Below are 26,165 nucleotides of genomic sequence, written 5' to 3'. Positions count from 1 at the left end.
TTTATGCTGGGTTTTTATCATTTTTCTTAATGTTTTCCGCACGTTCTGCTTTTTGGCGTGCTTCTGCTTTACGCTTGTTGCTCATGTCGTTACGAATCTGTGCATGACTCATTAACGCGAAGATAAAGGTGCCGCCGCAGATGTTCCCCGCTAAAGTAGGTAGTGCGAAGGGCCAGATGAAATCGCTCCAGTGCAGCGTGCCGTTAAACACCAGATAGAGGATTTCAACAGAACCGACAACGATGTGGGTGGTGTCACCCAGTGCAATAAGCCAGGTCATCAATATAATCACCACAATCTTTGCCGCACCCGCAGCAGGAAACATCCAAACCATAGTGGCGATCAGCCAGCCGGAAATGATCGCGTTGGCAAACATCTCGCTGGGGGTGTTCTTCATCACATCCATGCCGATTTTGACAAATGCATCGCGAGTTTCTTCATTGAAGATAGGCATATATTCAAATGCCCATGCAGCAATACCTGTCCCGAGAATATTACCCAGCAGCACGACGCCCCATAATCGCATAAGTAAGCCGACGTTGCTCATTGTCGGTTTTTGCATGACGGGTAGTACCGCAGTCACGGTGTTTTCGGTAAATAATTGCTGGCGGGCCATAATGACGATAATAAAACCAAAGGTATAACCGAGATTCTCCAGTAAGAAGCTGCCTGGCACTCCTTCCAGTTCGACATGAAATATCCCTTTTGCCAGTAGCGAAGCGCCCATCGACAAACCCGCCGCAATGGCTGACCACAGTAGCGCCATTGCGTCGCGTTCCAGCTCTTTTTCACCATCCTGGCGGATATGCTCATGAATTGCCATCGCCCGGGAGGGGAGTCGATCTTCATCTATTTCTATTTTTTTGCCGCGCTCTTTTTCTTCGCTCTCAACTTCAATTTCGTCGCTGTGTTGATCAATTTTGTCGTTGTCCATGGTCTCTTCTCTTGAATTAGCACGTATAGCTAAAGCGTAGCGGCTTTTTTGCTCGCAACTGGCGGGAGTTACTCTGAAAATGTAGAAAAGGCTGCGTTTGCCTTTTTCTGTTTCTATAGAATCAAGTAGCCTACAGGGCGGCGATTACCAGGCTATGATCAAATCAGCAAATCAGGGCGTCTGGACATCAGTTGACGTGCTGTTACAATCGCCCACACCTAAACAGGCGGATACGGTATCGTTCCGTCATGGATGGCAAACTGCATAAGCCATAAAAAAACAGGGAGACATTTATGAAGCTTCGCCTGTCGGCGCTTGCTCTGGGAACTACGCTTCTGGTGGGGTGTGCGAGTTCCGGTACAGATCAGCAAGGGCGTTCTGACCCGTTAGAAGGGTTCAACCGCACCATGTACAACTTCAACTTCAACGTATTAGACCCGTATATTGTTCGACCGGTCGCTGTCGCCTGGCGTGATTATGTTCCGCAACCGGCGCGTAATGGTTTGAGCAACTTTACTGGCAACCTTGAAGAACCTGCGGTGATGGTTAACTACTTCTTGCAGGGCGACCCTTATCAGGGGATGGTCCACTTTACCCGCTTTTTCCTGAACACCATTTTGGGGATGGGCGGCTTTATTGATGTTGCAGGGATGGCGAACCCGAAACTGCAACGGACTGAACCTCACCGCTTCGGTAGTACGCTTGGTCATTATGGCGTGGGTTATGGGCCTTACGTTCAGTTACCGTTCTACGGTAGCTTCACGCTGCGTGATGACGGTGGTGATATGGCGGATGGTCTTTACCCGGTTCTTTCCTGGCTGACCTGGCCGATGTCTGTGGGTAAATGGACGCTTGAAGGGATCGAAACCCGCGCTCAGCTGCTGGATTCCGATGGTCTGCTGCGTCAGTCGTCCGATCCTTATATTATGGTGCGCGAAGCGTACTTCCAGCGTCATGATTTCATCGCTAATGGCGGCGAACTCAAACCGCAGGAAAATCCGAACGCACAAGCGATTCAGGATGATTTAAAAGATATTGATTCTGAATAAGAAACAAATAAAAAAGGTGAGTCGCAATACTCACCTTTTTTGTTGTTATCCCTCAATTACCACAAGTAAAAGGAGATAAACCGACAATGACCCGGACGTAATGATGTAAAAATACTGATGTTCGTCACTGACTATTTCCGATATTCAGGCGTTGAAAAATCAAAAAACTGGAAAAATAATTTTAAATATCATCAAAATTAACACCTGACGCAGATAGTTGATTAATTTCATTTTGATATTTCGCCTGGCGATTTTGAAGTCTTTTTTCAACGTTATCTTCGAGATCCTTAAAGTCTTTGTATTTATTTTCAGGATGGTCAACGTCAACTTTGTTAGCGAATAAATTAGAAATTGTTTCTTTTACATTGTCGCGTCTAAATTTTGCATCGTCCACTTGAAAATTATATCTTATTGCTCGACCTAAACGTTTAAAAACTTCGTTAGGTTCTCTCAGTCTTTCCCCGTTGAGCTCGTTTACAACCTGATGATCGGAACCTGTTGCAAATGATTCTGCCATGATAGCTTTACTGCTTTCAAACCACGCTGAAGCATTCCTGGCTTTTTCACTACAATATTGGGTGAGACTATCACCATTAATACGAATTCCTCTTTGAATGTGGTAGTCGTCCTGATCGTAGTAACCGAGAGATAAGTAATCATTTCCGTTTTTATTTTTAATTACAATAGCGAGAGAGTCGCCTTTTTTATCTTTACCGTACCAGGTAAATAAGTCCGTTGGTTCGCTATTCCCGCTCTCATCAAATTCCGTTACCGTATGTCTGAGTTTGTGTGATATCTTATCGAAGATAAAACCAGGATCTCCATCATATATTTCTTTTAATGCGCTGAAGATCATTTCCTTGTTATTGATATCATGAGTCTTCTCAACTATGTTGTCATTAATGATAGTACGGACGAGTTCTTTGTCTTTATAGTTCGCAGGTAATTCTATTGGTTCTTGGTTGTCGATACCAATAGTAATATGGTCTGTATCATTGGAGCCAATATCAATATAAGTAACTGAGGAATTATTAATATTAAATCTATAAGGATCGTCGTTTACTCGTATGGCGTTTTTTATAAGCTCAAGTAGATGTTTAATACAGGTGCTTATTCCTTCCTTACCATTAAAAAGGTTTTTGAGCTCTTGTACTAATCCATTAACTTCATCATTGTTATTTTCATTAATGGATTCTGGGTAAGTTGCGCTGGTATTGTTGATTGAAATAGATGGTAGCATGATTTTATTCCATTTTGATTGATTTGTTACAAATATATATTACCTAATGAAATAGACTATCAAAAAACGCTCATTTATTTAGAACCTATCTTTAATTTGAGTGTATGAGCGCACAATAGCCAGGGGGGGGTGAGTATCCTGGAAATTCAGAAAAGTAAACTCTTTGAGAAGGACGAGCAGAACGCCTGAAAATATGCCTTTCCCTTCAGATTTGTCTGTGGATACCGCTTATTGATTTGAAAGGGCAAGCTGCCATCAGGCTGTTTGCAAAACTCAGGAGGTAAGCAATGAGGACACTACTTTCGGTGAAGTGGGGGAGTTAAAGTCACCTGCTATGCAGGTGACTTTATCCAGGCGAACGTGTTATCAGAACGCGTAGTTAAAGTTAGTACCGAACAGCCAGGCTTTACCTTCAGACTCGAACTGGTATGGGCCTTCGTTAATTTTCACGCTCTGACCGTGCATATAAGAAACACCAACGTCGACTGAAGCATCTTTATTAAATGCGTAAGTCGTACCTGCACTCAGCCAGAAACGGTCCTGGTCCGGAATGGAGATAGAACGATTCTGAGCCGGAACTGGGCTGTCATCAAAGGCGATACCGGTACGGAAGGTCCAGTTATCATCGTAGTAATAAGTGGTACCCAACGCGATGCGGTAAGCATCTTTAAAGCCTTCATGTTTCTGGAACAGCGTGTCGCCACTGGTTGAGGTCGCTTTCAGCTGCTGGAACTGACTCCAGCTGGTGTAAGCCAGGCTATAGTGAATCGCCCACTGTGGATCAACACGGTTATAACCTGACACTTCCCACATTTCAGGCAGGTTCAGCGTCAGATAACCCGATTGCGTTGCGCCACCTGTCGCGGTAGGAATTGGCAAACCGTAGTTATTAAACGCACGATTAAGATCGCTGCTGTAGTTACCTTTGAAGTCAATTTTCACTTCAGAACGGTAGGTCAGTGCATAGCGGTTATTTTTATCCAGTTCATACAGGATTCCGGCGTTCCAGCCAAAGCCCCACTGGTTACCGTTCAGATGAGCGATTTTGGTATTACTGTCGATACCGTTGGCGGTAGCTGCCAATGCTTGCCCTTGAGGAGTTTGCCCGGCAGGAGATTGCATAATCTGACCAGCAACCAACTGCCCCAGATCGCCTGCGAAACGTTCAATTTTCGCGCGAGCGTAGACGGCGTTGAAACCAAGACCAAAGCTCCATGCATTATTTAAGCGATACGCACCGCTTAAGTTCAGGTTCATGGTTTCAAGGTCAGTTGTACCCCCGACAGAGCCGCCTGCATAAGTATCATTAAACTCTGTTGCCAGACCATAGTTAGAGGTAATAGAAGCGCCCCAACCAAATTGGTCGTTAATCGGTGCAACAAAGTGCATGTTCGGAACCCATGCCGTAGGCGCGATGTTATCGGCTTTCAGGCTACGACCAGACGGAGACGTTCCGCTGATATTCACATCCGGGTCAATATAAACCGCACCCGCAGAAAATGTCGGGCGGTCAAACATGGTAATCAATGCGGGGTTACGGCTAACGTTACCTGCATCATCGGCAATTGCGCCTTCCCCTGAATAAGCCCGGCCCAGGCCAGAGGAAGAAAATTCGTTTAACTGAAAGCCTGCCGACCAGGCCTGGGTGGAGATAAGTGCCACTGCGACTGCGAGAGCAGACTTTGTAAACAGGGTTTTCTGGCTCATGACCATAACCTCAATGATTTATTTTTATACAAACTATGTTACGTGCTGTAACAGGAGCGCGAAGTGTAGGGTCTGAGGTACATCTTAGAAATCAGACCAGTGGCGAGAGTATAGGTCGGACCAGCTGGAATGTTGCAAGTATGTTTCCATCTTTTTTCAAATATGATCTAAGAAACGCGATCCAGCTGGCAAAATTTGGAGGTTGCGCACTCGCGGATTCGGGTGAATTTTGTTTTAGATCATTTTTAAGTGTGATTTCGGTCACTTATCCGATTTTGCAGAATTAACAACTGGAGCAGCACTTTCCGGAAGCGTAAAATATCCACAACGTTTATCTGGCACCTTGGGTGCACATACAGAGGAAATCAACGATGAGTAAATGTAGTGCTGATGAAACCCCGGTTTGCTGCTGTATGGATGTTGGCACCATTATGGACAACTCCGACTGCACCGCGTCTTACAGCCGCGTGTTTGCAAACCGCGCAGAAGCAGAACAAACGCTGGCGGCGCTGACTGAAAAAGCCCGTAGCGTGGAATCCGAACCGTGCAAAATCTCCCCGACTTTCACTGAAGAGTCTGACGGTGTGCGCCTGGATATCGATTTCACTTTTGCCTGCGAAGCTGAAATGCTGATCTTCCAGCTGGGTCTGCGTTAATTCCTCTCGGGTACGTTCGCCCCTGTCAGTTGCTGGCAGGGGCGTTTTCTTTTCTTTCTCCTGTCTTCACTGTGTCATAGCTCCCACTTTCTTTTTTCTCCGCTTGGCTAAATGTAAAAAAATGGTTAAGACTATGATCAGGTCAGACCACTTTATTTATTTTTTTACAGGGGAGTGTTATGGGTCAGGTTTTACCGCTGGTTACCCGCCAGGGCGATCGTATCGCCATTGTTAGCGGTTTACGTACGCCTTTTGCCCGCCAGGGGACGGCTTTTCATGGCATTCCCGCGGTTGATTTAGGGAAGATGGTGGTAGGCGAACTGCTGGCACGCAGCGAGATCCCCGCTGAAGTGATTGAACAGCTGGTCTTTGGTCAGGTCGTACAAATGCCTGAAGCCCCCAACATTGCGCGTGAAATTGTTCTCGGTACCGGAATGAATGTGCATACCGATGCTTACAGCGTCAGCCGCGCTTGCGCTACCAGTTTCCAGGCGGTTGCAAACGTCGCAGAAAGCCTGATGGCGGGAACTATCCGAGCGGGGATTGCCGGTGGGGCAGATTCCTCTTCCGTATTGCCAATTGGCGTCAGTAAAAAACTGGCGCGCGTGCTGGTTGATGTCAACAAAGCTCGAACCATGAGCCAGCGCCTGAAACTCTTCTCTCGCCTGCGTTTGCGCGACTTAATGCCCGTACCGCCTGCGGTAGCAGAATATTCTACTGGCTTGCGGATGGGCGACACCGCCGAACAAATGGCGAAAACCTACGGCATCACCCGAGAACAGCAAGATGCATTAGCGCACCGTTCGCATCAGCGTGCCGCTCAGGCATGGTCAGACGGAAAACTCAAAGAAGAGGTGATGACTGCCTTTATCCCTCCTTATAAACAACCGCTTGTCGAAGACAACAATATTCGCGGTAATTCCTCGCTTGCCGATTACGCAAAGCTGCGTCCGGCGTTTGATCGTAAACACGGAACGGTAACGGCGGCAAACAGTACGCCGCTGACCGATGGCGCGGCAGCGGTGATCCTGATGACTGAATCCCGAGCGAAAGAATTAGGGCTGGTGCCGCTGGGGTATCTGCGCAGCTACGCATTTACTGCGATTGATGTCTGGCAGGACATGTTGCTCGGTCCGGCCTGGTCAACACCGCTGGCGCTGGAGCGTGCCGGTTTGACGATGAGCGATCTGACATTGATCGATATGCACGAAGCCTTTGCCGCTCAGACACTGGCGAATATTCAGTTGCTGGGCAGCGAACGTTTTGCTCGTGAAGTACTGGGGCGTGCACATGCCACTGGCGAAGTGGACGATAGCAAATTTAACGTGCTTGGCGGTTCGATTGCTTACGGGCATCCCTTCGCGGCGACCGGCGCGCGGATGATTACCCAGACATTGCATGAACTTCACCGTCGCGGCGGTGGATTTGGTTTAGTTACCGCCTGTGCTGCCGGTGGGCTTGGCGCGGCAATGGTTCTGGAGGCGGAATAATGGAAATGACATCAGCGTTTACCCTTAATGTTCGTCTGGACAACATTGCCGTTATCACCATCGACGTACCGGGTGAGAAAATGAATACCCTGAAGGCGGAGTTTGCCTCGCAGGTGCGCGCCATTATTAAGCAACTCCGTGAAAACAAAGAGTTGCGAGGCGTGGTGTTTGTCTCCGCTAAACCGGACAACTTCATTGCTGGCGCAGACATCAACATGATCGGCAACTGCAAAACGGCGCAAGAAGCGGAAGCACTGGCGCGGCAGGGCCAACAGTTGATGGCGGAGATTCATGCTTTGCCCATTCCGGTTATCGCGGCTATTCATGGCGCTTGCCTGGGCGGTGGGCTGGAGCTGGCGCTGGCGTGCCACGGTCGCGTTTGTACTGACGATCCTAAAACGGTGCTCGGTTTGCCTGAAGTACAACTTGGATTGTTACCCGGTTCAGGCGGCACCCAGCGTTTACCGCGTCTGATAGGCGTCAGTACAGCATTAGAGATGATTCTCACCGGAAAACAACTTCGGGCGAAACAGGCATTAAAGCTGGGGCTGGTGGATGACGTTGTTCCGCACTCCATTTTGCTGGAAGCCGCTGTTGAGCTGGCGAAGAAGGATCGCCCATCTTCCCGCCCTCTACCTGTACGCGAGCGTATTCTGGCGGGGCCGTTAGGTCGTGCGCTGCTGTTCAAAATGGTCGGCAAGAAAACAGAACACAAAACTCAAGGCAATTATCCGGCGACAGAACGCATCCTGGAGGTTGTTGAAACGGGATTAGCGCAGGGCACCAGCAGCGGTTATGACGCCGAAGCTCGGGCGTTTGGCGAACTGGCGATGACGCCACAATCGCAGGCGCTGCGTAGTATCTTTTTTGCCAGTACGGACGTGAAGAAAGATCCCGGTAGTGATGCACCGCCTGCGCCATTAAACAGCGTGGGAATTTTAGGTGGTGGCTTGATGGGCGGCGGTATTGCTTATGTCACTGCTTGTAAAGCGGGGCTTCCGGTCAGAATTAAAGATATCAACCCGCAGGGCATAAATCATGCGCTGAAGTACAGTTGGGATCAGCTGGAGGGCAAAGTTCGCCGTCGTCATCTCAAAGCCAGCGAACGTGACAAACAGCTGGCATTAATCTCCGGAACGACGGACTATCGCGGCTTTGCCCATCGCGATCTGATTATTGAAGCGGTGTTTGAAAATCTCGAATTGAAACAACAGATGGTGGCGGAAGTTGAGCAAAATAGCGCCGCTCATACCATCTTTGCTTCGAATACGTCATCTTTACCGATTGGTGATATCGCCGCTCACGCCACGCGACCTGAGCAAGTTATCGGCCTGCATTTCTTCAGTCCGGTGGAAAAAATGCCGCTGGTGGAGATTATTCCTCATGCGGGTACATCAGCGCAAACCATCGCCACTACGGTAAAACTGGCGAAAAAACAGGGCAAAACGCCCATTGTCGTGCGTGACAAAGCCGGGTTTTACGTCAATCGCATCTTAGCGCCTTACATTAATGAAGCTATCCGCATGCTGACCGAAGGTGAACGGGTAGAGCACATTGATGCCGCGTTAGTGAAATTTGGTTTTCCGGTAGGTCCAATCCAACTTTTGGATGAGGTAGGAATCGACACCGGGACTAAAATTATTCCTGTACTGGAAGCCGCTTATGGAGAACGTTTTAGCGCGCCTGCAAATGTTGTTTCTTCAATTTTGAACGACGATCGCAAAGGCAGAAAAAATGGTCGGGGTTTCTATCTTTATGGTCAGAAAGGGCGTAAAAGCAAAAAACAGGTCGATCCCGCCATTTACCCGCTCATTGGCGCACAAGGGCAGGGGCGACTCTCCGCACCGCAGGTTGCTGAACGGTGTGTGATGTTGATGCTGAATGAAGCAGTACGTTGTGTTGATGAGCAGGTTATCCGTAGCGTGCGTGACGGGGATATTGGTGCGGTATTTGGCATTGGTTTTCCGCCATTTCTCGGTGGACCGTTCCGCTATATCGATTCTCTCGGCGCGGGCGAAGTGGTTGCAATAATGCAACGACTTGCCACGCAGTATGGTTCCCGTTTTACCCCTTGCGAGCGTTTGGTCGAGATGGGCGCGCGTGGGGAAAGTTTTTGGAAAACAACTGCAACTGACCTGCAATAAGAAGGTCAAAGCTATATGAATCCGCGCTGAATGGCGGAGTGTTGGTCAAAATGTAAACGCATATTGACTATACTTACGCCATTGAGGTAAAAAACAGCGTTTCATTCGGTGAATGGATAAGGCACAATGCCGGCCACCGTTTTCTTTCTCTGGTTTCAGATGAAAGAAAACGGGCGAATCTGGTTAACAAAAGCGGTGCAATATGCAAGTTTTTATCATGCGTCACGGCGACGCAGCCCTCGATGCCGCCAGTGATTCCGTTCGTCCTCTGACCACTAATGGTTGTGACGAATCTCGCCTGATGGCGAACTGGCTGAAAGGTCAAAAAGTGGAAATCGAACGCGTTCTGGTGAGCCCGTTCCTGCGAGCCGAGCAAACACTGGAAGAAGTAGGGGATTGTCTGAACCTGCCTTCCAGTGCAGAAGTTCTGCCGGAGTTAACGCCCTGCGGCGATGTTGGTCTGGTCAGTGCCTATTTGCAGGCGTTGACCAATGAAGGTGTTGCTTCGGTACTGGTGATCTCTCACTTACCGTTAGTCGGGTATCTGGTTGCCGAGTTATGTCCGGGCGAAACGCCGCCTATGTTTACCACCTCGGCCATTGCCAGCGTAACGCTTGATGAAAGCGGAAACGGTACATTCAACTGGCAGATGAGCCCGTGTAATCTGAAGATGGCAAAAGCTATCTGATGTGTTCCAAATTATGCCCAATGAGGTAGATTCATTGGGCATAATTGCTCATCAGGCAGCGGATATCTGTCAACCTCACTACTATCGAAGACTCTCCTTATCTATAAATAAAACACTTTCTACATTCATTCGGAAATTATTCTTCTGCGCGTATCTTGATTTTGCCCAAAGTTACATGTTGAAATGAATAATGTCTGTTTGACACTCATTGTCATTTATTAATACAGATAATAGAGTTGAATAATCAGGCAGGATGTAATTGAAACTTGATTAAATTCTGGCTATAGTGTTTATATATTATATTGTCAAAAGTGGATAAATGCCAATCGCATTATATGTTCATTGTTTGTTTTTTAAGCTGTTGATATTCATTATTGATATACTTTCTATTTTTTCTAAATACTTATTCCGTATTTTTTAAGGATGTCCTTAAGATAACCTTTCTTCTGTCAATATATTAATTAAATCTACATTTACTCTTTAGTAAAATTAAATTGCATCAGGGGTGTGGAAACATCACTATGCGGCCCCACACCAACGAATACAATTTTCTACGACCTGTTCTTTTTGGATCGCATGCCGTATTCAATGGCTGGGTATAAACATTGGCTATTGACTGAATCAATGTATTGCAATGTTTATATTTTTAATTATTTATAGTTTAAGGACAAATAATGAGTAAGTTTGTTAAAACAGCTATTGCTGCGGCAATGGTGATGGGCGTGTTCACCTCTACGGCAACAATCGCTGCGGGTAACAACGGTACTGCACGTTTTTACGGCACCATTGAAGACTCAGTGTGTTCTATCGTTCCGGACGATCACAAACTGGAAGTTGATATGGGTGATATCGGTGCCGAAAAACTGAAAAATAACGGCACCACCACGCCGAAAAGTTTCCAGATTCGTCTGCAAGATTGCGTATTTGATACTCAGGAAACAATGACCACTACCTTTACTGGTACCGTTTCTTCTGCAAATAGCGGCAATTATTACACCATTTTCAATACCGATACCGGTGCGGCATTTAACAATGTTAGCCTGGCGATCGGTGACTCTCTGGGTACCTCTTACAAAAGCGGCATGGGTATTGACCAGAAAATAGTGAAAGACACTTCTACCAATAAAGGCAAAGCGAAGCAGACACTGAACTTTAAAGCCTGGCTGGTCGGCGCAGCTGATGCGCCAGATCTGGGTAATTTCGAAGCAAATACCACCTTCCAGATTACTTACCTGTAAGGCATACCCCCATAGCGACACTGCTATGGGGGATTTAAATGGATTTTGACCGAACAAGAATAAAAACGGATAGAAACGTGTATGCCTGACCATTCTCTTTTTCGATTACGGATTCTTCCGTGGTGCATTGCGCTGGCAATGTCAGGGAGTTATAGCAGTGTCTGGGCTGAAGACGACATTCAGTTTGATTCCCGTTTTCTGGAATTAAAAGGCGACACAAAAATTGATCTGAAGCGTTTTTCCAGCCAGGGATATGTTGAGCCCGGAAAATACAATTTACAGGTTCAACTAAATAAACAGCCATTGGCGGAAGAGTACGATATTTACTGGTATGCTGGTGAAGATGACGCGAGCAAAAGCTATGCTTGTCTGACACCGGAACTGGTAGCGCAGTTTGGTTTAAAAGAAGACGTGGCGAAAAATCTGCAATGGAGCCACGATGCTAAATGCCTGAAATCCGGTCAACTGGAAGGCATGGAAATTAAGGCTGATTTAAGCCAGTCCGCATTAGTCATTTCACTGCCACAGGCTTACCTCGAATATACTTACCCCGACTGGGATCCGCCTTCACGTTGGGATGACGGCATCTCCGGGATCGTCGCGGACTACAGCATCAACGCACAAACCCGGCACGAAGAAAATGGCGGTGATGATAGTAACGAGATCAGCGGCAACGGGACGGTCGGGGTTAACCTGGGGCCGTGGCGTATGCGTGCTGACTGGCAGACTAACTATCAACATACTCGCAGTAATGATGACGATGAATTCAGCGGCGATGAAACTCAAAAAAAATGGGAGTGGAGTCGCTACTATGCCTGGCGGGCGTTACCATCATTAAAAGCCAAACTGGCGCTGGGCGAGGATTACCTCAGATCCGATATTTTTGATGGTTTTAACTATGTTGGTGGCAGTGTCAGTACTGACGATCAAATGTTGCCTCCCAATCTGCGCGGCTACGCGCCAGACATTTCCGGCGTGGCACACACCACAGCAAAAGTGACCGTCAGCCAGATGGGGCGTGTGATTTACGAAACGCAGGTTCCGGCTGGACCGTTTCGTATTCAGGATCTTGGTGATTCTGTCTCCGGTACGTTGCATATTCGCATTGAAGAACAGAACGGCCAGGTGCAGGAATATGACATCAGCACCGCCTCGATGCCATACCTCACTCGCCCAGGTCAGGTTCGCTATAAGATCATGATGGGCCGTCCGCAAGAGTGGGGACACCATGTCGAGGGTGAATTTTTTTCTGGTGCTGAAGCTTCCTGGGGGATCGCTAACGGCTGGTCGTTATATGGCGGCGCACTGGGAGATGAAAACTATCAGTCTGCGGCGCTTGGCGTCGGTCGCGATTTGTCTACATTCGGCGCGGTCGCGTTTGATGTTACTCACTCGCACACCAAACTGGATAAAGACACCGCTTATGGCAAAGGTTCGCTGGACGGTAACTCCTTCCGTGTGAGTTATTCCAAAGACTTTGACCAGCTCAACAGCCGCGTTACTTTTGCTGGATATCGCTTCTCGGAAGAGAACTTTATGACCATGAGCGAGTATCTGGATGCCAGTGACAGCGGAATGGTACGCACGGGCAACGACAAAGAGATGTACACCGCCACTTATAACCAGAACTTCCGCGATGCGGGTGTTTCGGTTTATCTCAACTATACCCGCCATACCTACTGGGATCGCGAGGAGCAGACAAACTACAACATCATGCTCTCGCACTATTTCAATATGGGCAGTATTCGTAATGTCAGCATCTCGATGACTGGCTACCGTTACGAGTATGACAACCAGGCCGACAAAGGCATGTACATTTCGCTCAGTATGCCGTGGGGCGACAACAGTACCGTTAGCTATAACGGTAACTATGGCAGTGGGACGGACAGCAGTCAGGTCGGTTATTTCAGCCGTGTCGATGACGCGACTCACTATCAGTTGAACGTCGGCACCAGTGACAAACACACCAGCGTTGACGGCTATTACAGCCATGATGGTTCGCTGGCGCAGGTTGACCTCAGTGCGAACTACCATGAAGGGCAATACACCTCTGCGGGCCTGTCGTTACAGGGCGGCGCAACGCTTACTGCCCACGGTGGCGCACTTCACCGTACCCAGAATATGGGCGGGACACGCTTGTTGATTGATGCCGATGGCGTTGCCGATGTTCCGGTGGAAGGTAACGGGGCTGCTGTTTATACCAATATGTTTGGTAAAGCCGTCGTTTCTGACGTCAATAACTATTACCGCAATCAGGCGTATATCGACCTCAACAGATTGCCTGAAAACGCTGAAGCAACCCAGTCGGTGGTGCAAGCCACGCTAACTGAAGGTGCCATTGGCTACCGTAAATTTGCTGTCATTAGCGGACAAAAAGCGATGGCGGTGCTGCGCCTGAGCGACGGCAGCCATCCTCCGTTTGGCGCAGAAGTAAAAAATGATAACGAGCAGACAGTGGGCCTTGTCGATGATGACGGCAATGTTTATCTGGCTGGGGTGAAACCTGGCGAACACATGAGTGTGTTCTGGAGTGGTGTTGCGCATTGCGATATCAACCTGCCGGACCCGCTGCCTGCCGATCTGTTTAACGGCTTGTTACTGCCATGCCAGCATAAAGGCAATGTAGCACCTATCACTTCGCCGGCGGTCAAACCGGCGATTCAGGAACAGACACAGCGGGTGACGCCAACGGAACCTCCGACTTCAATTTCAGTAAACCAGTAACGTGATTAAGGAATGATCCATGTTTAATCTGACTAACACTGCAAAAATCGTTGTCCCGGCACTGGCGCTGCTGGCGACAGCGGTCAGTTTCTCCAGCCACGCTTCGGTGACGCCCGACAGGACACGGCTGGTGTTTAACGAAAGCGACAAGTCCATCAGCGTCACGCTGCGCAACAACGATCCCACACTGCCTTATCTGGCGCAGAGCTGGATAGAGGATGCAAAGGGCAACAAAATCAGCTCGCCGCTTGCGGTGCTTCCGCCAGTGCAGCGCATCGATGCGATGATGAACGGCCAGGTGAAGGTGCAGGGGCTGCCGGATATCAACAAACTGCCGGCCGACCGCGAGAGCGTGTTCTATTTCAACGTGCGCGAAATTCCGCCGAAATCAAATAAACCGAACACACTGCAGATTGCGCTGCAGACGCGTATCAAACTGTTCTGGCGACCGAAGGCGCTGGAGAACACCAGCATGAAAAGTCCGTGGCAGCATAAGGTGACGCTCATCCGTAACGGCCAGGACTTCACCGTCAATAACCCGACGCCGTACTACGTGATCATCAGCAACGCCAGCGCTAAAAAAGGCGGCAACCCGCCGGCGGGATTCACACCGCTGATGATGGAGCCGAAAACCTCCGCACCGCTGAATGCGAAGATGGACAGCGTGCCGGTGCTGACTTACATCAACGACTACGGCGCGCGGATGCCGCTGTACTTCATATGCACCGGCAACAGCTGCCAGGTGGATGAAGAGCAGAGCCGCAAAGGCTGATGCCGGGAGGGACTTATGAGTCACAAGTTTGTAGCGGGCGCAGGGTTGCTGGTGCTGGCCGGATGGGGCATCAGCGGTTTGGCTGTTGCTGGCAGTGATATCAAACAGGTGGATCTGACGCTGCGAATCCTGGTCGATGGACCGCCGCCTTGCTCCGTGAAGGGAAGCGCTGTGAAATTTGGCAATGTGATAATCAACAGGATCGATGGTACCAATTACCAACAGGATGCGAAATACACCCTCAACTGCGGTAATAAAGTCAGCGATGACTTACGGATGCAGCTCAAAGGCAATACCGCCGTGATCAACGGAGAAACGGTTCTCAGCACGGATATCGCCGGCCTGGGGGTGCGGATAGAAAACGCCGCCGACAACTCCCTGTTTGCAGTTGGTGAAAATAACTGGACGCCTTTTAATGTCAACACTCAGCCTCAGCTGAAAGCGGTGCCGGTAAAACAGAGCGGGGTGCAACTGACGCCGTCGGAGTTTAACGCCACGATGACCATGGTGGTGGATTACCAATGAAAAAATTCCTGCTCCTTTTACTGTGCGCTGGTTGCGGGGCTGTGCTGGCGGCGGAAGATGACATCACATTCCACGGTACGCTGATGTCGCCGCCCGCCTGTAGCATCAGCGGCGGGCAAACCATCGAAGTGCAATTTCGCGATCTTATTATCGACAGCATTGATGGCAATTATGGTCGTCAGAAAGTGGACTACGAACTGAGCTGCGACTCGGATGTCCGCGATCCCGAGTGGAATATGACACTCTCCTGGACGGGGACTGCCACCTCCTACAACGACTCTGCTATTGAGACGGATGTACCGGGCTTCGGAATTGAGCTTCAGCATGACGGTCAGCGTTTTAAGCTCAACGAGCCGCTTTCCATTAACGCCACCGATTTTAGCCAGAAGCCAAAGCTGGAGGCGGTACCGGTCAAAGCGGCTGATGCGGTGCTGACGGACACGAATTTTTCTGCTTACGCAACCTTACGGGTGGATTACCAATGAAAACAGCACACATTTATTCACCCGGTTATGCGCTGTTAGCAGGCCTGCTGCTGACCGCCAGCACGGGGGCACGGGCAGTCGATAACAACCTGCATTTTTACGGCAACCTGCTGAGTAAATCCTGCACGCTGGTGGTGGATGGTGCCAATCTGGCGGAAATTCATTTTCCCACCGTCAGCAACCGGGATTTGATGGTCGCCGGGCAGTCCGCGCATCTGCCGGTTGTGTTTAAGCTGAAAGACTGCAAAGGGCCGGCGGGATACAACGTCAAAGTCACCCTCACCGGAACGGAAGACAGCGGTCAGCCGGGTTTTCTGGCAGTCGATGACACCTCCACCGCGCAGGGCGTGGGGATAGGGATGGAAACGCTCGACGGCAAGCGGGTGGATATTAACAACACCACCGGGGCGACTTTTGCGCTTACCAACGGCAACAATGATATTAATTTCCGGGCCTGGATCCAGGCGAAAAGCGGTCGTGATGTAACCATCGGTGATTTCACCGCCAGCCTGACAGCTACGTTTGAGTATATATAAAATGCATAAAATACGTCATGTTATATGTTTATTGGTGCTGGCTCTGTGCGCTTCTGGGATACAGGCTGCGACAAAGATCGCCACACTCTATGTACCCGCGGGGACGACCAGCGTTGTTGCAAAGTATCGTTTTCATCTTTCAGTCCTGACCCCTCAATCAGTTGAATATGGCACGTATGAATCTAATTCAACTGCGGCAGCAAGTTTGCCTTTAGTTAGTTGGACCGGGAGTCCTCCCGGCCCTGAACTCAGGATGGAGCGCAATAATACAACCTTACCGGATTCTACCTGCCCCGGATTAGAAGAGTATGATGCTCTCTCTCCAGTAACGGCCTGGTCATGTAATGAATTAGTACTTGGCGTTTATTACGATGGAGATTTACACGGTTGTCCCTGGATTGTGTCGTCTTATGTTGAAAGCGCCAGTACTATGGATCAGCGTTTCGGGGCCGGAATTTTTATAGGACCAACAAAAGTTAGCTCTGACTGCCCGACAGAGTCCCTGGCACCGTATGATGTTTCCTGGAATGAAAATTATGTTGTACATAACAAAGTCGTCAGGTTGCAGTCAACAGGTGGTGTTATTGAGCAAACACTGCCCACTTTCCTGATGGAAAACGGCAAACTGTGTGATGGCAGTAATTTTGACGAGCGTGGAGCCTACTGCCGTTTTGTCGCACAGCAGATGACCTTCTCGACTTCCGGCTGTGATAATGCCAAAGTGACGGTGACGCCAGAGCCGCAACCGATCACGTCCAGGCAACTGCATGATATGAAGCTACGCGTGGACACGACATCTCGACAGCCCATAGATTCTACCTGCCGATTCACTTACATACTGAATATGTATTAGCGCACCTTTTCTCACCTGGCAGGGTCATTCGCCCCTGCCATTCCGCGCTCCTGGCACAACACGCTCAACTCCTCAGGGCAACTCCGGCGGCAACCACTCTTCCACTTCAATCAACACCAACAAAGCCGCATCACCGCCGTACTCTTTCGGTGCCTGGTGAAATGCCATCACATGCGGATGTTGTGCCAGCCACAGCGGTGTTTGTTGCTTCAAAATATGCTTCCCGTGCCCATGCATCACGCAGGCACAAAACACATGTTCGCGGCGACAGGCGGCAATCAACGCGCCCAGTTCCTGCTTGGCCTGCAGCTGCGTCAGACCGTGCAAATCCAAAAACAACTCCGGCGAATAATCGCCACGGCGCAGTTTCTTCGCCTCAAAATGGCTGACATCCGGGCGAACATATTTGACCGGACCTTCGGTATTCAGTAACGGCTGAAACTCATCGGAGAAATAATGGCTGGCATCAGCCTGCTCCTGAATCAACCGCTTCACCGGCACTTCGCTGACTTTTTTACGCTGCGGTCGGTGGACAATCGTGTCCTGCTTAATCTTGCGAGTCCCCGCCATCAACTGGCGAAACAGAGCCTGGTCCTCCTCGCTAAGTGTTGTTTTCTTTTTCATTTATCTGTCTCTATTTCTAATTTTCCTACAGTTTACCCGACTCGTAGCGCAATCGATCGTTTTAAACGTATTTTTCCTCACTCACCGCGCGTGAATGCTGATTTATCGTCATCTTCATGGCAAACTAGCCGCCGAAATTATTGCGATCATGCCCTGGAGGAATACGTGGATAAAATTTTCGTTGATGAAGCAGTAAATGAGCTGCAAACCATTCAGGACATGTTGCGCTGGTCGGTGAGCCGCTTCAGCGCGGCGAATATCTGGTACGGCCACGGCACTGACAACCCGTGGGATGAAGCCGTGCAACTGGTGTTGCCTTCGCTCTACCTGCCGTTGGATATCCCGGAAGACATGCGCACCGCGCGTCTGACCTCCAGCGAAAAACACCGTATTGTTGAGCGCGTGATTCGCCGCGTCAACGAGCGCATTCCGGTGGCCTACCTGACCAACAAAGCCTGGTTCTGTGGCCATGAATTTTACGTCGATGAACGCGTGCTGGTGCCGCGCTCGCCGATTGGTGAACTGATCAACAATAAATTTGCCGGACTTATCAGCAAGCAACCGCAGCATATTTTAGATATGTGTACCGGTAGTGGCTGCATCGCCATTGCCTGTGCTTATGCCTTCCCGGAAGCGGAAGTCGACGCGGTAGATATCTCTCCCGACGCGCTGGCGGTTGCCGAACAGAACATCGAAGAACACGGTCTGATCCACAACGTCATTCCGATTCGTTCCGATCTGTTCCGCGACTTGCCGAAAGTGCAGTACGATCTGATTGTCACTAACCCGCCGTATGTCGATGCGGAAGATATGTCCGACCTGCCAAATGAATACCGCCACGAGCCGGAACTGGGCCTGGCATCTGGCACCGACGGCCTGAAACTGACGCGTCGCATTCTCGGTAACGCGGCAGATTACCTTGCTGATGATGGTGTGCTGATTTGTGAAGTCGGCAACAGCATGGTACATCTTATGGAACAATATCCGGATGTTCCGTTCACCTGGCTGGAGTTTGATAACGGCGGCGATGGTGTGTTTATGCTCACCAAAGAGCAGCTGCTGGCGGCCCGTGAATATTTCGCGATTTATAAAGATTAAGTAAACACGCAAACACAACAATAACGGAGCCGTGATGGCTGGAAACACAATTGGACAACTCTTTCGCGTAACCACCTTCGGCGAATCGCACGGGCTGGCGCTCGGCTGCATCGTCGATGGTGTTCCGCCAGGCATTCCGCTGACGGAAGCGGACCTGCAACATGACCTCGACCGTCGTCGCCCTGGGACATCGCGCTATACCACCCAGCGCCGCGAGCCGGATCAGGTCAAAATTCTCTCCGGTGTTTTTGAAGGCGTTACTACCGGCACCAGCATTGGCTTGTTGATCGAAAATACCGACCAGCGTTCTCAGGATTATAGTGCGATTAAGGACGTTTTCCGTCCAGGCCATGCCGATTACACCTACGAACAAAAATACGGTCTGCGCGATTATCGCGGCGGTGGACGTTCTTCCGCCCGCGAAACCGCCATGCGCGTGGCGGCAGGGGCGATTGCCAAAAAATATCTCGCCGAGAAATTTGGTATTGAAATCCGCGGCTGCCTGACCCAGATGGGAGACATTCCGCTGGAAATCAAAGACTGGTCGCTGGTTGAACAAAATCCGTTCTTCTGCCCGGACCCGGACAAAATCGACGCGTTAGATGAACTGATGCGCGCGCTGAAAAAAGAGGGCGACTCCATCGGCGCGAAAGTCACCGTTGTTGCCAGTGGTGTCCCCGCCGGACTTGGCGAGCCGGTCTTTGACCGCCTGGATGCCGACATCGCCCATGCGCTGATGAGCATCAACGCGGTGAAAGGCGTGGAAATTGGCGACGGTTTTGACGTAGTGGCGCTGCGCGGCAGCCAGAACCGCGACGAAATCACCAAAGACGGTTTCCAGAGCAACCATGCGGGCGGCATTCTCGGCGGTATCAGCAGCGGGCAGCAAATCATTGCCCATATGGCGCTGAAACCGACCTCCAGCATTACCGTGCCGGGGCGCACTATTAACCGCTTTGGCGAAGAAGTTGAGATGATCACCAAAGGCCGTCACGATCCCTGTGTCGGGATCCGCGCGGTGCCGATCGCTGAAGCGATGCTGGCGATCGTTTTAATGGATCACCTGCTACGGCAGCGGGCGCAAAATGCCGATGTGAAGACTGATATTCCACGCTGGTAAAAAATGAACAAAACCGCGATTGCGCTGCTGGCTCTGCTTGCCAGTAGCGCTAGCCTGGCAGCGACGCCGTGGCAAAAAATAACCCAACCTGTGCCGGGTAGCGCACAATCGATAGGCAGTTTTTCTAATGGCTGTATCGTCGGCGCTGACACGCTGCCGATACAGTCCGAACATTATCAGGTCATGCGTACCGATCAGCGTCGCTATTTCGGTCACCCGGACCTGGTGATGTTTATCCAGCGTCTGAGTAGCCAGGTGAGCAATCTGGGCATGGGTACGGTGCTGATTGGCGATATGGGGATGCCTGCTGGTGGGCGTTTCAACGGCGGTCATGCCAGCCACCAGACCGGACTGGATGTCGATATCTTTCTGCAACTGCCGAAAACTCGCTGGACCTCCGCGCAGCTCTTGCGCCCGCAAGCACTGGACTTAGTTTCCCGCGACGGTAAACACGTTGTCTCCACGCTGTGGAAGCCAGAAATTTTCAGCTTGATCAAACTCGCCGCCCAGGACAAAGACGTCACGCGCATTTTTGTTAATCCGGCGATTAAACAACAACTTTGCCTTGATGCGGGCACCGATCGCGACTGGTTGCGCAAAGTGCGACCCTGGTTCCAGCATCGCGCGCATATGCATGTACGATTACGTTGTCCTGCCGATAGTCTGGAGTGTGAAGATCAACCTTTACCGCCACCAGGCGATGGTTGCGGGGCAGAACTGCAAAGCTGGTTTGAACCTCCAAAACCGGGAACAACAAAGCCTGAGAAGAAGACACCGCCTCCGTTGCCGCCTTCCTGCCAGGCGCTACTGGATGAGCACGTGATCTAATGGAAACGTTTAATAGCCTGTTTATGGTTTCCCCGCTGTTGCTGGGAGTTCTCTTTTTTGTCGCCATGCTGGCGGGATTTATCGACTCGATTGCCGGTGGCGGTGGGTTACTCACCATTCCGGCATTGATGGCTGCGGGAATGTCTCCCGCTAACGCGCTGGCAACCAATAAACTGCAAGCCTGCGGCGGCTCTATTTCCGCCACTATCTACTTTATTCGCCGCAAAGTGGTTAGTTTAAGCGATCAGAAACTCAATATCGCCATGACCTTTGTCGGCTCAATGAGCGGCGCACTGCTGGTGCAATACGTTCAGGCTGATGTCTTACGGCAGATTTTGCCCATTCTGGTAATTTGTATCGGCCTCTATTTCTTGCTGATGCCAAAGCTGGGTGAAGAAGATCGCCAGCGTCGGATGTACGGTTTACCCTTCGCGTTAATTGCCGGTGGCTGCGTCGGTTTTTATGACGGATTCTTTGGTCCGGCAGCCGGATCGTTTTACGCACTGGCCTTTGTTACGCTGTGCGGATTCAACCTCGCCAAAGCCACGGCGCACGCCAAATTACTCAACGCAACGTCAAACATCGGCGGTTTACTGCTGTTTATTCTCGGTGGCAAAGTGATTTGGGCGACGGGCTTTGTCATGCTGGTGGGGCAGTTCCTCGGCGCGCGCATGGGTTCACGACTGGTGTTGAGCAAAGGACAAAAGCTGATCCGCCCGATGATTGTTATTGTCTCAGCGGTGATGAGTGCCAAATTACTTTTTGATAGCCACGGACAGGAGATCCTCCACTGGTTGGGGATGAACTAATGAACAGTACACACCACTATGAGCAGTTGATTGAAATTTTTAATAGCTGCTTTGCCGATGAATTTAATACCCGTCTGATTAAAGGCGACGACGAACCGATCTATCTTCCTGCTGATGCGGAAGTACCGTATAACCGAATCGTCTTTGCTCATGGCTTTTATGCCAGCGCAATTCATGAGATTTCGCACTGGTGTATTGCCGGGAAAGCGCGCCGTGAGCTGGTTGATTTCGGCTACTGGTATTGCCCGGATGGGCGTGATGCCCAAACGCAAAGCCAGTTTGAAGATGTTGAAGTGAAGCCGCAGGCACTCGACTGGTTGTTCTGTGTGGCGGCGGGATATCCGTTTAACGTCAGTTGCGACAATCTGGAAGGCGACTTCGAACCGGATCGTGTGGTGTTTCAACGGCGGGTACATGCGCAGGTGATGGATTACCTAGCAAACGGCATTCCTGAACGCCCGGCACGCTTCATTAAAGCACTACAAAATTATTATCACACGCCGGAACTTACGGCGGAACAGTTCCCGTGGCCGGAAGCGCTCAACTAAAGCCAGCGCCACGTTTTACAATGAGGAAAGAAGATGATCGCGGAGTTTGAATCACGCATTCTGGCATTAATCGACGGTATGGTTGACCATGCCAGTGATGATGAGTTGTTTGCCAGTGGGTATTTGCGTGGCCACCTGACATTAGCCATCGCAGAACTGGAAAGTGGTGATGACCACTCCGCTCAGGCGGTGCATACGACCGTTAGCCAGAGTCTGGAAAAAGCCATTGGTGCCGGTGAATTGTCGCCGCGTGACCAGGCGCTGGTGACCGATATGTGGGAAAACCTGTTTCAGCAGGCGTCACAGCAGTAAGTTGCGGCGTCTGGAGCACCATGCCTGATGCGACGCTTATCGCGTCTTATCAGGCCTACACGTCACACGTAGGTCGGATAAGGCGTTCACGCCGCATCCGGCAAACACTGCGAGAGCAGATTACCCCGCCTTAACCGCTTTACCCTTCAACAATTTCCGCACCCATAACCGATTCGGGTTTAACGCCGCCAGCGTACTGGCATCCATCGGAATCGGTTCGTCGCTCATCTGCGCCGCCAGAATCTCGGCACACAGCGGGGCAGAACACAAACCGCGAGAACCTAAAGCCGCAAACATAAAGAGATCGTCAAAAACCGGCGCGCTTACCGCCTCATCTTTCTGCTCCGCCAACGACGCATATTCCACGAGTGTTGCCTCATAATCGGGAACATTGCCTACCATTGGCAGATGATCGCGGGTGGCACAACGCACACCGCAGCGCGCCTCTTTATCACTGACATCAACCTCTTTTGCCCACTGTGCCTGCGGGAAACAATCAATCAACCGCTGGCGATTCTGCTGCTGATCGTCCTCACTGTACGCCGTATCTTCGCTGCCGCGATGATAACTGGCACCAATACAATGATGTTGATTCGCCGGATTTTGTGGCGTGAGATAACCGTCATAGCACAGCACCTGCTTCAGCTCTGCCAGTTCCGGCGTTGTCGGAATATGGCTGACCTGCCCGGCAACCGAATACACCGGGAGAGTCGACGTTTGGCTGAATCGGCTGATTTGATGCCCGTTCGCCAGTACCACTACGCTGTGTGTTGCTTGCTGATCTCCTGCAAAATTCAACAACCAACAGTCATCCTTACGGGATAAATTCTGTAACTGATATTGATAATAAATCTGCAAACCCTGCTGTTGCGCCAGTTCCAGCACATTACGGGTCAGTTCTGCTGGGCACAGCCAACCACCTTGCGGATAAGTAATGCCGCTGCAATTTGTCGCAACGCCCGTAATTTGTTCAACCGCATTTGCCTCAACGGCTACAGCCAGTTCTGCGGGTAAATCCATTGACAACATCTGTGCGATTTTATGCTGGCTTTTCTCATCCCAGCCTAACTGCGTGACGCCGCACCAGTCATGATCAAATTTAACGGGTAATTGGTCGTAAAACCGACGAGCAAAAGTAAACGCATTAGAGAAAAAGCGGTTTAGCGCCTCATCGTGTTTGCTTAATAACGGATACAGCGCCCCCTGGCGATTGCCGGAAGCACCCAGTGCGGGGGCCTCATCCGCGCAATAAAGCGTTACCTGCCAGCCGCGCCGTAATAGCGCCAGCGACAACAACGCGCTGGCAATACCACCGCCGATAATCGCCGCTTCCCGTTTGCTGCTGCCCGTGCGGTTAAACCACGGCGCGGAGCAGGGGAGCGGTAATGTCTGTTCCATCACCCCGCAAAGCATTTCCCGTTTGCGCCCAAAGCCCTTACGTTTTTGCATCGTGAATCCGGCGTCCTGCAAACCGCGGCGGACAAAACCGGCAGACGTAAATGTCGCCAGCGTGCCGCCCGGACGCGCCAACCTTGCCATGGCGTTAAACAGATTTTGCGTCCACATATCCGGGTTTTTCGCTGGCGCAAAGCCGTCCAGAAACCAGGCATCTACTTTTTGATTTAGCGAATCGTCCAGTTGGCTGGTCAGTTCGTTAATATCGCCAAACCATAAATCCAGCGTCACGCGGCCTTCATCGAGCAATAAACGATGGCAACCGGGCAAGGGCATTGGCCACTGCGCCTGAAGTTGTTCTGCCCACGGAGCCAGTTCCGGCCAGTGTTGATGCGCTAAGGCTAAATCCGCACGGGTGAGGGGAAATTTCTCAAAACTAATGAAATGTAAGCGTTGTAATTGCGCTTGCGGATGCGCTTCGCGAAACTGATCAAATGCCTGCCATAGCGTCAGGAAGTTTAATCCGGTGCCGAAGCCGCTCTCTGCTACCACAAACAGAGGATGTGGATGCTCAGGAAAGCGTACCTCTAATTGGTTGCCTCCCAGAAAAACATAACGCGTCTCTTCCAGCCCGTTATCGTTGGAAAAATAGACATCGTCAAAATCTCGGGAAACAGGTGTACCCTCAGCATTAAATTCGAGGTTGGCAGGTTGTATGGAGTAGTGTTTCACGTAAGTTACTCGTCTTACAGGCGGTGGCTCGATCTTAGCGATGTGTGTAAGGCTGCGCAAATTTCTCTATTAAATGGCTGATCGGACTTGTTCGGCGTACAAGTGTACGCTATTGTGCATTCGAAACTTACTCTATGTGCGACTTACAGAGGTATTGAATGAAACGTGCAGTGATTACTGGCCTGGGCATTGTTTCCAGCATCGGTAATAACCAGCAGGAAGTCCTGGCATCTCTGCGTGAAGGACGTTCAGGGATCACTTTCTCTCAGGAGCTGAAGGATTCCGGCATGCGTAGCCACGTCTGGGGCAACGTAAAACTGGATACCACTGGCCTCATTGACCGCAAAGTTGTGCGCTTTATGAGCGACGCATCCATTTATGCATTCCTTTCTATGGAGCAGGCAATCGCAGATGCGGGCCTTTCTCCGGAAGCTTACCAGAATAACCCGCGCGTTGGCCTGATTGCAGGTTCTGGCGGCGGTTCCCCGCGTTTCCAGGTGTTCGGCGCTGACGCAATGCGCGGCCCGCGCGGCCTGAAAGCGGTTGGCCCGTATGTGGTCACCAAAGCGATGGCATCCGGCGTTTCTGCCTGCCTCGCCACGCCGTTTAAAATTCATGGCGTTAACTACTCCATCAGCTCCGCGTGTGCGACTTCCGCACACTGTATCGGTAACGCAGTAGAGCAGATCCAACTGGGCAAACAGGACATCGTGTTTGCTGGCGGCGGCGAAGAGCTGTGCTGGGAAATGGCCTGCGAATTCGACGCGATGGGTGCGCTGTCTACTAAATACAACGACACCCCGGAAAAAGCCTCCCGTACTTACGACGCTCACCGTGACGGTTTCGTTATCGCTGGCGGCGGCGGTATGGTAGTGGTTGAAGAGCTGGAACACGCGCTGGCGCGTGGTGCTCACATCTATGCTGAAATCGTTGGCTACGGCGCAACCTCTGATGGTGCAGACATGGTTGCTCCGTCTGGCGAAGGCGCAGTACGCTGCATGAAGATGGCGATGCACGGCGTTGATACCCCAATCGATTACCTGAACTCTCATGGTACTTCGACTCCGGTTGGCGACGTGAAAGAACTGGCAGCTATCCGTGAAGTGTTCGGCGATAAGAGCCCGGCGATTTCTGCAACCAAAGCCATGACCGGTCACTCTCTGGGCGCTGCTGGCGTACAGGAAGCTATCTACTCTCTGCTGATGCTGGAACACGGCTTTATCGCCCCGAGCATCAACATTGAAGAGCTGGACGAGCAGGCTGCAGGTCTGAACATCGTGACCGAAACGACCGATCGCGAACTGACCACCGTTATGTCTAACAGCTTCGGCTTCGGCGGCACCAACGCCACGCTGGTAATGCGCAAGCTGAAAGATTAATTCGCAGTAGGCCGGAGTAGTCGGAGTAGTCGGAGTAGTCGGAGTAGTCGGAGTAGGTCGGATAAGACGCGCCAGCGTCGCATCCTACGTTACGCGCTAATGCGGCCTCCGGCACTAACGCAAAAGGGAACCTGATGGTTCCCTTTTTCACATCATTGACAATCGCCGCCTGTTCCAGGCAAACTTCCCGCTTTGTCGATTTCCTTCTGAAAAGACGTACGCGTTAAATCCTGCCAACGCACTGTAACCCTGAAACCAGAGAGATGAGACGGGGATACT

24 protein-coding genes are annotated in these 26,165 nt (G+C 50.7%); 19 read left to right on the top strand and 5 right to left on the bottom strand.

Features of this window, described 5'->3' with window-relative positions; all coding sequences use genetic code 11:
• Nucleotide 1 precedes the first annotated feature (1 nt).
• Nucleotides 2–934 carry a formate/nitrite transporter family protein gene (locus tag RTW80_RS01870; RefSeq protein WP_000368131.1) on the bottom strand — a complete coding sequence of 311 codons (933 nt, stop codon included), beginning with the start codon at nucleotides 932–934 and terminating at the stop codon, nucleotides 2–4.
• 293 nt (nucleotides 935–1,227) lie between these two features.
• Between RTW80_RS01870 and mlaA the strand changes: the two genes are divergently transcribed.
• Nucleotides 1,228–1,983, top strand: coding sequence for a phospholipid-binding lipoprotein MlaA (gene mlaA / locus RTW80_RS01865; protein ID WP_000776768.1), 756 nt, complete (start codon nucleotides 1,228–1,230; stop codon nucleotides 1,981–1,983).
• A gap of 181 nt (nucleotides 1,984–2,164) precedes the next feature.
• On the opposite strand, the gene yfdF is transcribed toward mlaA, so the two are convergent.
• A complete protein-coding gene (gene yfdF / locus RTW80_RS01860; RefSeq protein WP_312718246.1) occupies nucleotides 2,165–3,223 on the bottom strand; it encodes a protein YfdF in 1,059 nt (352 codons plus the stop codon).
• Between the two features lie 366 nt (nucleotides 3,224–3,589).
• Entirely contained in the window at nucleotides 3,590–4,930 is a 1,341-nt protein-coding gene (fadL, locus tag RTW80_RS01855) for a long-chain fatty acid transporter FadL (protein ID WP_001296861.1), read from the bottom strand.
• Nucleotides 4,931–5,301: 371 nt separating this feature from the next.
• Between fadL and RTW80_RS01850 the strand changes: the two genes are divergently transcribed.
• The 11 genes from RTW80_RS01850 (at nucleotide 5,302) to RTW80_RS01800 (ending at nucleotide 17,041) form a co-directional block, all read left to right on the top strand.
• Nucleotides 5,302–5,586, top strand: coding sequence for a YfcZ/YiiS family protein (locus RTW80_RS01850; protein ID WP_000030901.1), 285 nt, complete (start codon nucleotides 5,302–5,304; stop codon nucleotides 5,584–5,586).
• A 179-nt stretch (nucleotides 5,587–5,765) separates the two neighbouring features.
• On the top strand, nucleotides 5,766–7,076 hold the full coding sequence (gene fadI / locus RTW80_RS01845) for an acetyl-CoA C-acyltransferase FadI (protein WP_000531990.1): 1,311 nt from the start codon (nucleotides 5,766–5,768) through the stop codon (nucleotides 7,074–7,076).
• On the top strand, nucleotides 7,076–9,220 hold the full coding sequence (gene fadJ / locus RTW80_RS01840; RefSeq protein ID WP_000426154.1) for a fatty acid oxidation complex subunit alpha FadJ: 2,145 nt from the start codon (nucleotides 7,076–7,078) through the stop codon (nucleotides 9,218–9,220). The genes fadI and fadJ overlap by 1 nt, the downstream gene beginning before the upstream one ends.
• Before the next feature lie 202 nt (nucleotides 9,221–9,422).
• A complete protein-coding gene (gene sixA, locus RTW80_RS01835) occupies nucleotides 9,423–9,908 on the top strand; it encodes a phosphohistidine phosphatase SixA (RefSeq protein ID WP_001195819.1) in 486 nt (161 codons plus the stop codon).
• 674 nt (nucleotides 9,909–10,582) lie between these two features.
• Nucleotides 10,583–11,146: a fimbrial protein gene (locus RTW80_RS01830; protein ID WP_000033328.1), complete on the top strand. Its 564-nt coding sequence runs from the start codon at nucleotides 10,583–10,585 to the stop codon at nucleotides 11,144–11,146.
• An 81-nt stretch (nucleotides 11,147–11,227) separates the two neighbouring features.
• Complete coding sequence (yfcU, locus tag RTW80_RS01825; protein ID WP_001315754.1) at nucleotides 11,228–13,870, top strand: fimbrial usher protein YfcU; 2,643 nt, start codon at nucleotides 11,228–11,230, stop codon at nucleotides 13,868–13,870.
• Between the two features lie 19 nt (nucleotides 13,871–13,889).
• On the top strand, nucleotides 13,890–14,642 hold the full coding sequence (locus tag RTW80_RS01820; protein WP_000482748.1) for a fimbria/pilus periplasmic chaperone: 753 nt from the start codon (nucleotides 13,890–13,892) through the stop codon (nucleotides 14,640–14,642).
• 15 nt (nucleotides 14,643–14,657) lie between these two features.
• Complete coding sequence (locus RTW80_RS01815; protein ID WP_000018471.1) at nucleotides 14,658–15,167, top strand: fimbrial protein; 510 nt, start codon at nucleotides 14,658–14,660, stop codon at nucleotides 15,165–15,167.
• The gene (locus RTW80_RS01810) at nucleotides 15,164–15,652 is read left to right on the top strand and encodes a fimbrial protein (protein WP_000714139.1); all 489 of its coding nucleotides are present in this window, start codon (nucleotides 15,164–15,166) and stop codon (nucleotides 15,650–15,652) included. The genes RTW80_RS01815 and RTW80_RS01810 overlap by 4 nt, the downstream gene beginning before the upstream one ends.
• Nucleotides 15,649–16,188, top strand: a complete 540-nt coding sequence (locus RTW80_RS01805) for a fimbrial protein (protein ID WP_000844750.1) — start codon at nucleotides 15,649–15,651, stop codon at nucleotides 16,186–16,188. The genes RTW80_RS01810 and RTW80_RS01805 overlap by 4 nt, the downstream gene beginning before the upstream one ends.
• Before the next feature lies 1 nt (nucleotide 16,189).
• A complete protein-coding gene (locus RTW80_RS01800; RefSeq protein ID WP_001315753.1) occupies nucleotides 16,190–17,041 on the top strand; it encodes a StfH/YfcO family fimbrial adhesin in 852 nt (283 codons plus the stop codon).
• A gap of 72 nt (nucleotides 17,042–17,113) precedes the next feature.
• Here RTW80_RS01800 and smrB read toward each other — a convergent pair whose 3' ends face one another.
• A complete protein-coding gene (gene smrB, locus RTW80_RS01795; protein WP_000730816.1) occupies nucleotides 17,114–17,665 on the bottom strand; it encodes an endonuclease SmrB in 552 nt (183 codons plus the stop codon).
• Between the two features lie 165 nt (nucleotides 17,666–17,830).
• Here smrB and prmB point away from each other — a divergent pair, with 165 nt between their 5' ends.
• The 6 genes from prmB to RTW80_RS01765 are packed head-to-tail and all read left to right on the top strand — an operon-like array spanning nucleotide 17,831 to nucleotide 22,380.
• Nucleotides 17,831–18,763, top strand: a complete 933-nt coding sequence (gene prmB, locus RTW80_RS01790) for a 50S ribosomal protein L3 N(5)-glutamine methyltransferase (protein WP_001295704.1) — start codon at nucleotides 17,831–17,833, stop codon at nucleotides 18,761–18,763.
• A gap of 34 nt (nucleotides 18,764–18,797) precedes the next feature.
• Nucleotides 18,798–19,883, top strand: coding sequence for a chorismate synthase (aroC, locus tag RTW80_RS01785; protein ID WP_000918470.1), 1,086 nt, complete (start codon nucleotides 18,798–18,800; stop codon nucleotides 19,881–19,883).
• A 3-nt stretch (nucleotides 19,884–19,886) separates the two neighbouring features.
• Nucleotides 19,887–20,711, top strand: a complete 825-nt coding sequence (gene mepA / locus RTW80_RS01780) for a penicillin-insensitive murein endopeptidase (RefSeq protein ID WP_001043821.1) — start codon at nucleotides 19,887–19,889, stop codon at nucleotides 20,709–20,711.
• Nucleotides 20,711–21,520 carry a sulfite exporter TauE/SafE family protein gene (locus RTW80_RS01775; RefSeq protein ID WP_000447359.1) on the top strand — a complete coding sequence of 270 codons (810 nt, stop codon included), beginning with the start codon at nucleotides 20,711–20,713 and terminating at the stop codon, nucleotides 21,518–21,520. The genes mepA and RTW80_RS01775 overlap by 1 nt, the downstream gene beginning before the upstream one ends.
• Nucleotides 21,520–22,068, top strand: coding sequence for an elongation factor P hydroxylase (epmC, locus tag RTW80_RS01770; protein WP_001089235.1), 549 nt, complete (start codon nucleotides 21,520–21,522; stop codon nucleotides 22,066–22,068). The genes RTW80_RS01775 and epmC overlap by 1 nt, the downstream gene beginning before the upstream one ends.
• Before the next feature lie 33 nt (nucleotides 22,069–22,101).
• Nucleotides 22,102–22,380 carry a YfcL family protein gene (locus tag RTW80_RS01765; RefSeq protein ID WP_000559764.1) on the top strand — a complete coding sequence of 93 codons (279 nt, stop codon included), beginning with the start codon at nucleotides 22,102–22,104 and terminating at the stop codon, nucleotides 22,378–22,380.
• 120 nt (nucleotides 22,381–22,500) lie between these two features.
• On the opposite strand, the gene mnmC is transcribed toward RTW80_RS01765, so the two are convergent.
• Nucleotides 22,501–24,507 (bottom strand): bifunctional tRNA (5-methylaminomethyl-2-thiouridine)(34)-methyltransferase MnmD/FAD-dependent 5-carboxymethylaminomethyl-2-thiouridine(34) oxidoreductase MnmC, encoded by a 2,007-nt coding sequence (gene mnmC, locus RTW80_RS01760; RefSeq protein ID WP_000683799.1) that lies wholly within the window; start codon nucleotides 24,505–24,507, stop codon nucleotides 22,501–22,503.
• A 158-nt stretch (nucleotides 24,508–24,665) separates the two neighbouring features.
• On the opposite strand from mnmC, the gene fabB reads away from it, so the two are divergent.
• On the top strand, nucleotides 24,666–25,886 hold the full coding sequence (gene fabB / locus RTW80_RS01755) for a beta-ketoacyl-ACP synthase I (RefSeq protein ID WP_000817178.1): 1,221 nt from the start codon (nucleotides 24,666–24,668) through the stop codon (nucleotides 25,884–25,886).
• Nucleotides 25,887–26,165 lie beyond the last annotated feature (279 nt).

Origin of the sequence: Escherichia sp. AM3, assembly GCF_032029835.1 — a bacterium.
Taxonomy (GTDB): Bacteria; Pseudomonadota; Gammaproteobacteria; order Enterobacterales; family Enterobacteriaceae; genus Escherichia; species Escherichia coli.
This window is presented reverse-complemented; position numbering and strand designations above follow the sequence as displayed.

Excerpts from the sequence above, each read along its gene's own strand:
- RTW80_RS01820 (WP_000482748.1), top strand. The coding sequence starts at position 13,890 with ATGTTTAATCTGACTAACACTGCAAAAATCGTTGTCCCGGCACTGGCG.
- epmC (WP_001089235.1), top strand. The coding sequence starts at position 21,520 with ATGAACAGTACACACCACTATGAGCAGTTGATTGAAATTTTTAATAGC.
- yfcU (WP_001315754.1), top strand. The coding sequence starts at position 11,228 with ATGCCTGACCATTCTCTTTTTCGATTACGGATTCTTCCGTGGTGCATT.
- RTW80_RS01830 (WP_000033328.1), top strand. The coding sequence starts at position 10,583 with ATGAGTAAGTTTGTTAAAACAGCTATTGCTGCGGCAATGGTGATGGGC.
- fabB (WP_000817178.1), top strand. The coding sequence starts at position 24,666 with ATGAAACGTGCAGTGATTACTGGCCTGGGCATTGTTTCCAGCATCGGT.
- fadJ (WP_000426154.1), top strand. The coding sequence starts at position 7,076 with ATGGAAATGACATCAGCGTTTACCCTTAATGTTCGTCTGGACAACATT.
- fadI (WP_000531990.1), top strand. The coding sequence starts at position 5,766 with ATGGGTCAGGTTTTACCGCTGGTTACCCGCCAGGGCGATCGTATCGCC.
- sixA (WP_001195819.1), top strand. The coding sequence starts at position 9,423 with ATGCAAGTTTTTATCATGCGTCACGGCGACGCAGCCCTCGATGCCGCC.
- RTW80_RS01800 (WP_001315753.1), top strand. The coding sequence starts at position 16,190 with ATGCATAAAATACGTCATGTTATATGTTTATTGGTGCTGGCTCTGTGC.
- fadL (WP_001296861.1), bottom strand. The coding sequence starts at position 4,930 with ATGAGCCAGAAAACCCTGTTTACAAAGTCTGCTCTCGCAGTCGCAGTG.
- mepA (WP_001043821.1), top strand. The coding sequence starts at position 19,887 with ATGAACAAAACCGCGATTGCGCTGCTGGCTCTGCTTGCCAGTAGCGCT.
- RTW80_RS01815 (WP_000018471.1), top strand. The coding sequence starts at position 14,658 with ATGAGTCACAAGTTTGTAGCGGGCGCAGGGTTGCTGGTGCTGGCCGGA.
- aroC (WP_000918470.1), top strand. The coding sequence starts at position 18,798 with ATGGCTGGAAACACAATTGGACAACTCTTTCGCGTAACCACCTTCGGC.
- mlaA (WP_000776768.1), top strand. The coding sequence starts at position 1,228 with ATGAAGCTTCGCCTGTCGGCGCTTGCTCTGGGAACTACGCTTCTGGTG.
- RTW80_RS01850 (WP_000030901.1), top strand. The coding sequence starts at position 5,302 with ATGAGTAAATGTAGTGCTGATGAAACCCCGGTTTGCTGCTGTATGGAT.
- smrB (WP_000730816.1), bottom strand. The coding sequence starts at position 17,665 with ATGAAAAAGAAAACAACACTTAGCGAGGAGGACCAGGCTCTGTTTCGC.
- RTW80_RS01805 (WP_000844750.1), top strand. The coding sequence starts at position 15,649 with ATGAAAACAGCACACATTTATTCACCCGGTTATGCGCTGTTAGCAGGC.
- RTW80_RS01870 (WP_000368131.1), bottom strand. The coding sequence starts at position 934 with ATGGACAACGACAAAATTGATCAACACAGCGACGAAATTGAAGTTGAG.
- yfdF (WP_312718246.1), bottom strand. The coding sequence starts at position 3,223 with ATGCTACCATCTATTTCAATCAACAATACCAGCGCAACTTACCCAGAA.
- RTW80_RS01775 (WP_000447359.1), top strand. The coding sequence starts at position 20,711 with ATGGAAACGTTTAATAGCCTGTTTATGGTTTCCCCGCTGTTGCTGGGA.
- RTW80_RS01810 (WP_000714139.1), top strand. The coding sequence starts at position 15,164 with ATGAAAAAATTCCTGCTCCTTTTACTGTGCGCTGGTTGCGGGGCTGTG.
- RTW80_RS01765 (WP_000559764.1), top strand. The coding sequence starts at position 22,102 with ATGATCGCGGAGTTTGAATCACGCATTCTGGCATTAATCGACGGTATG.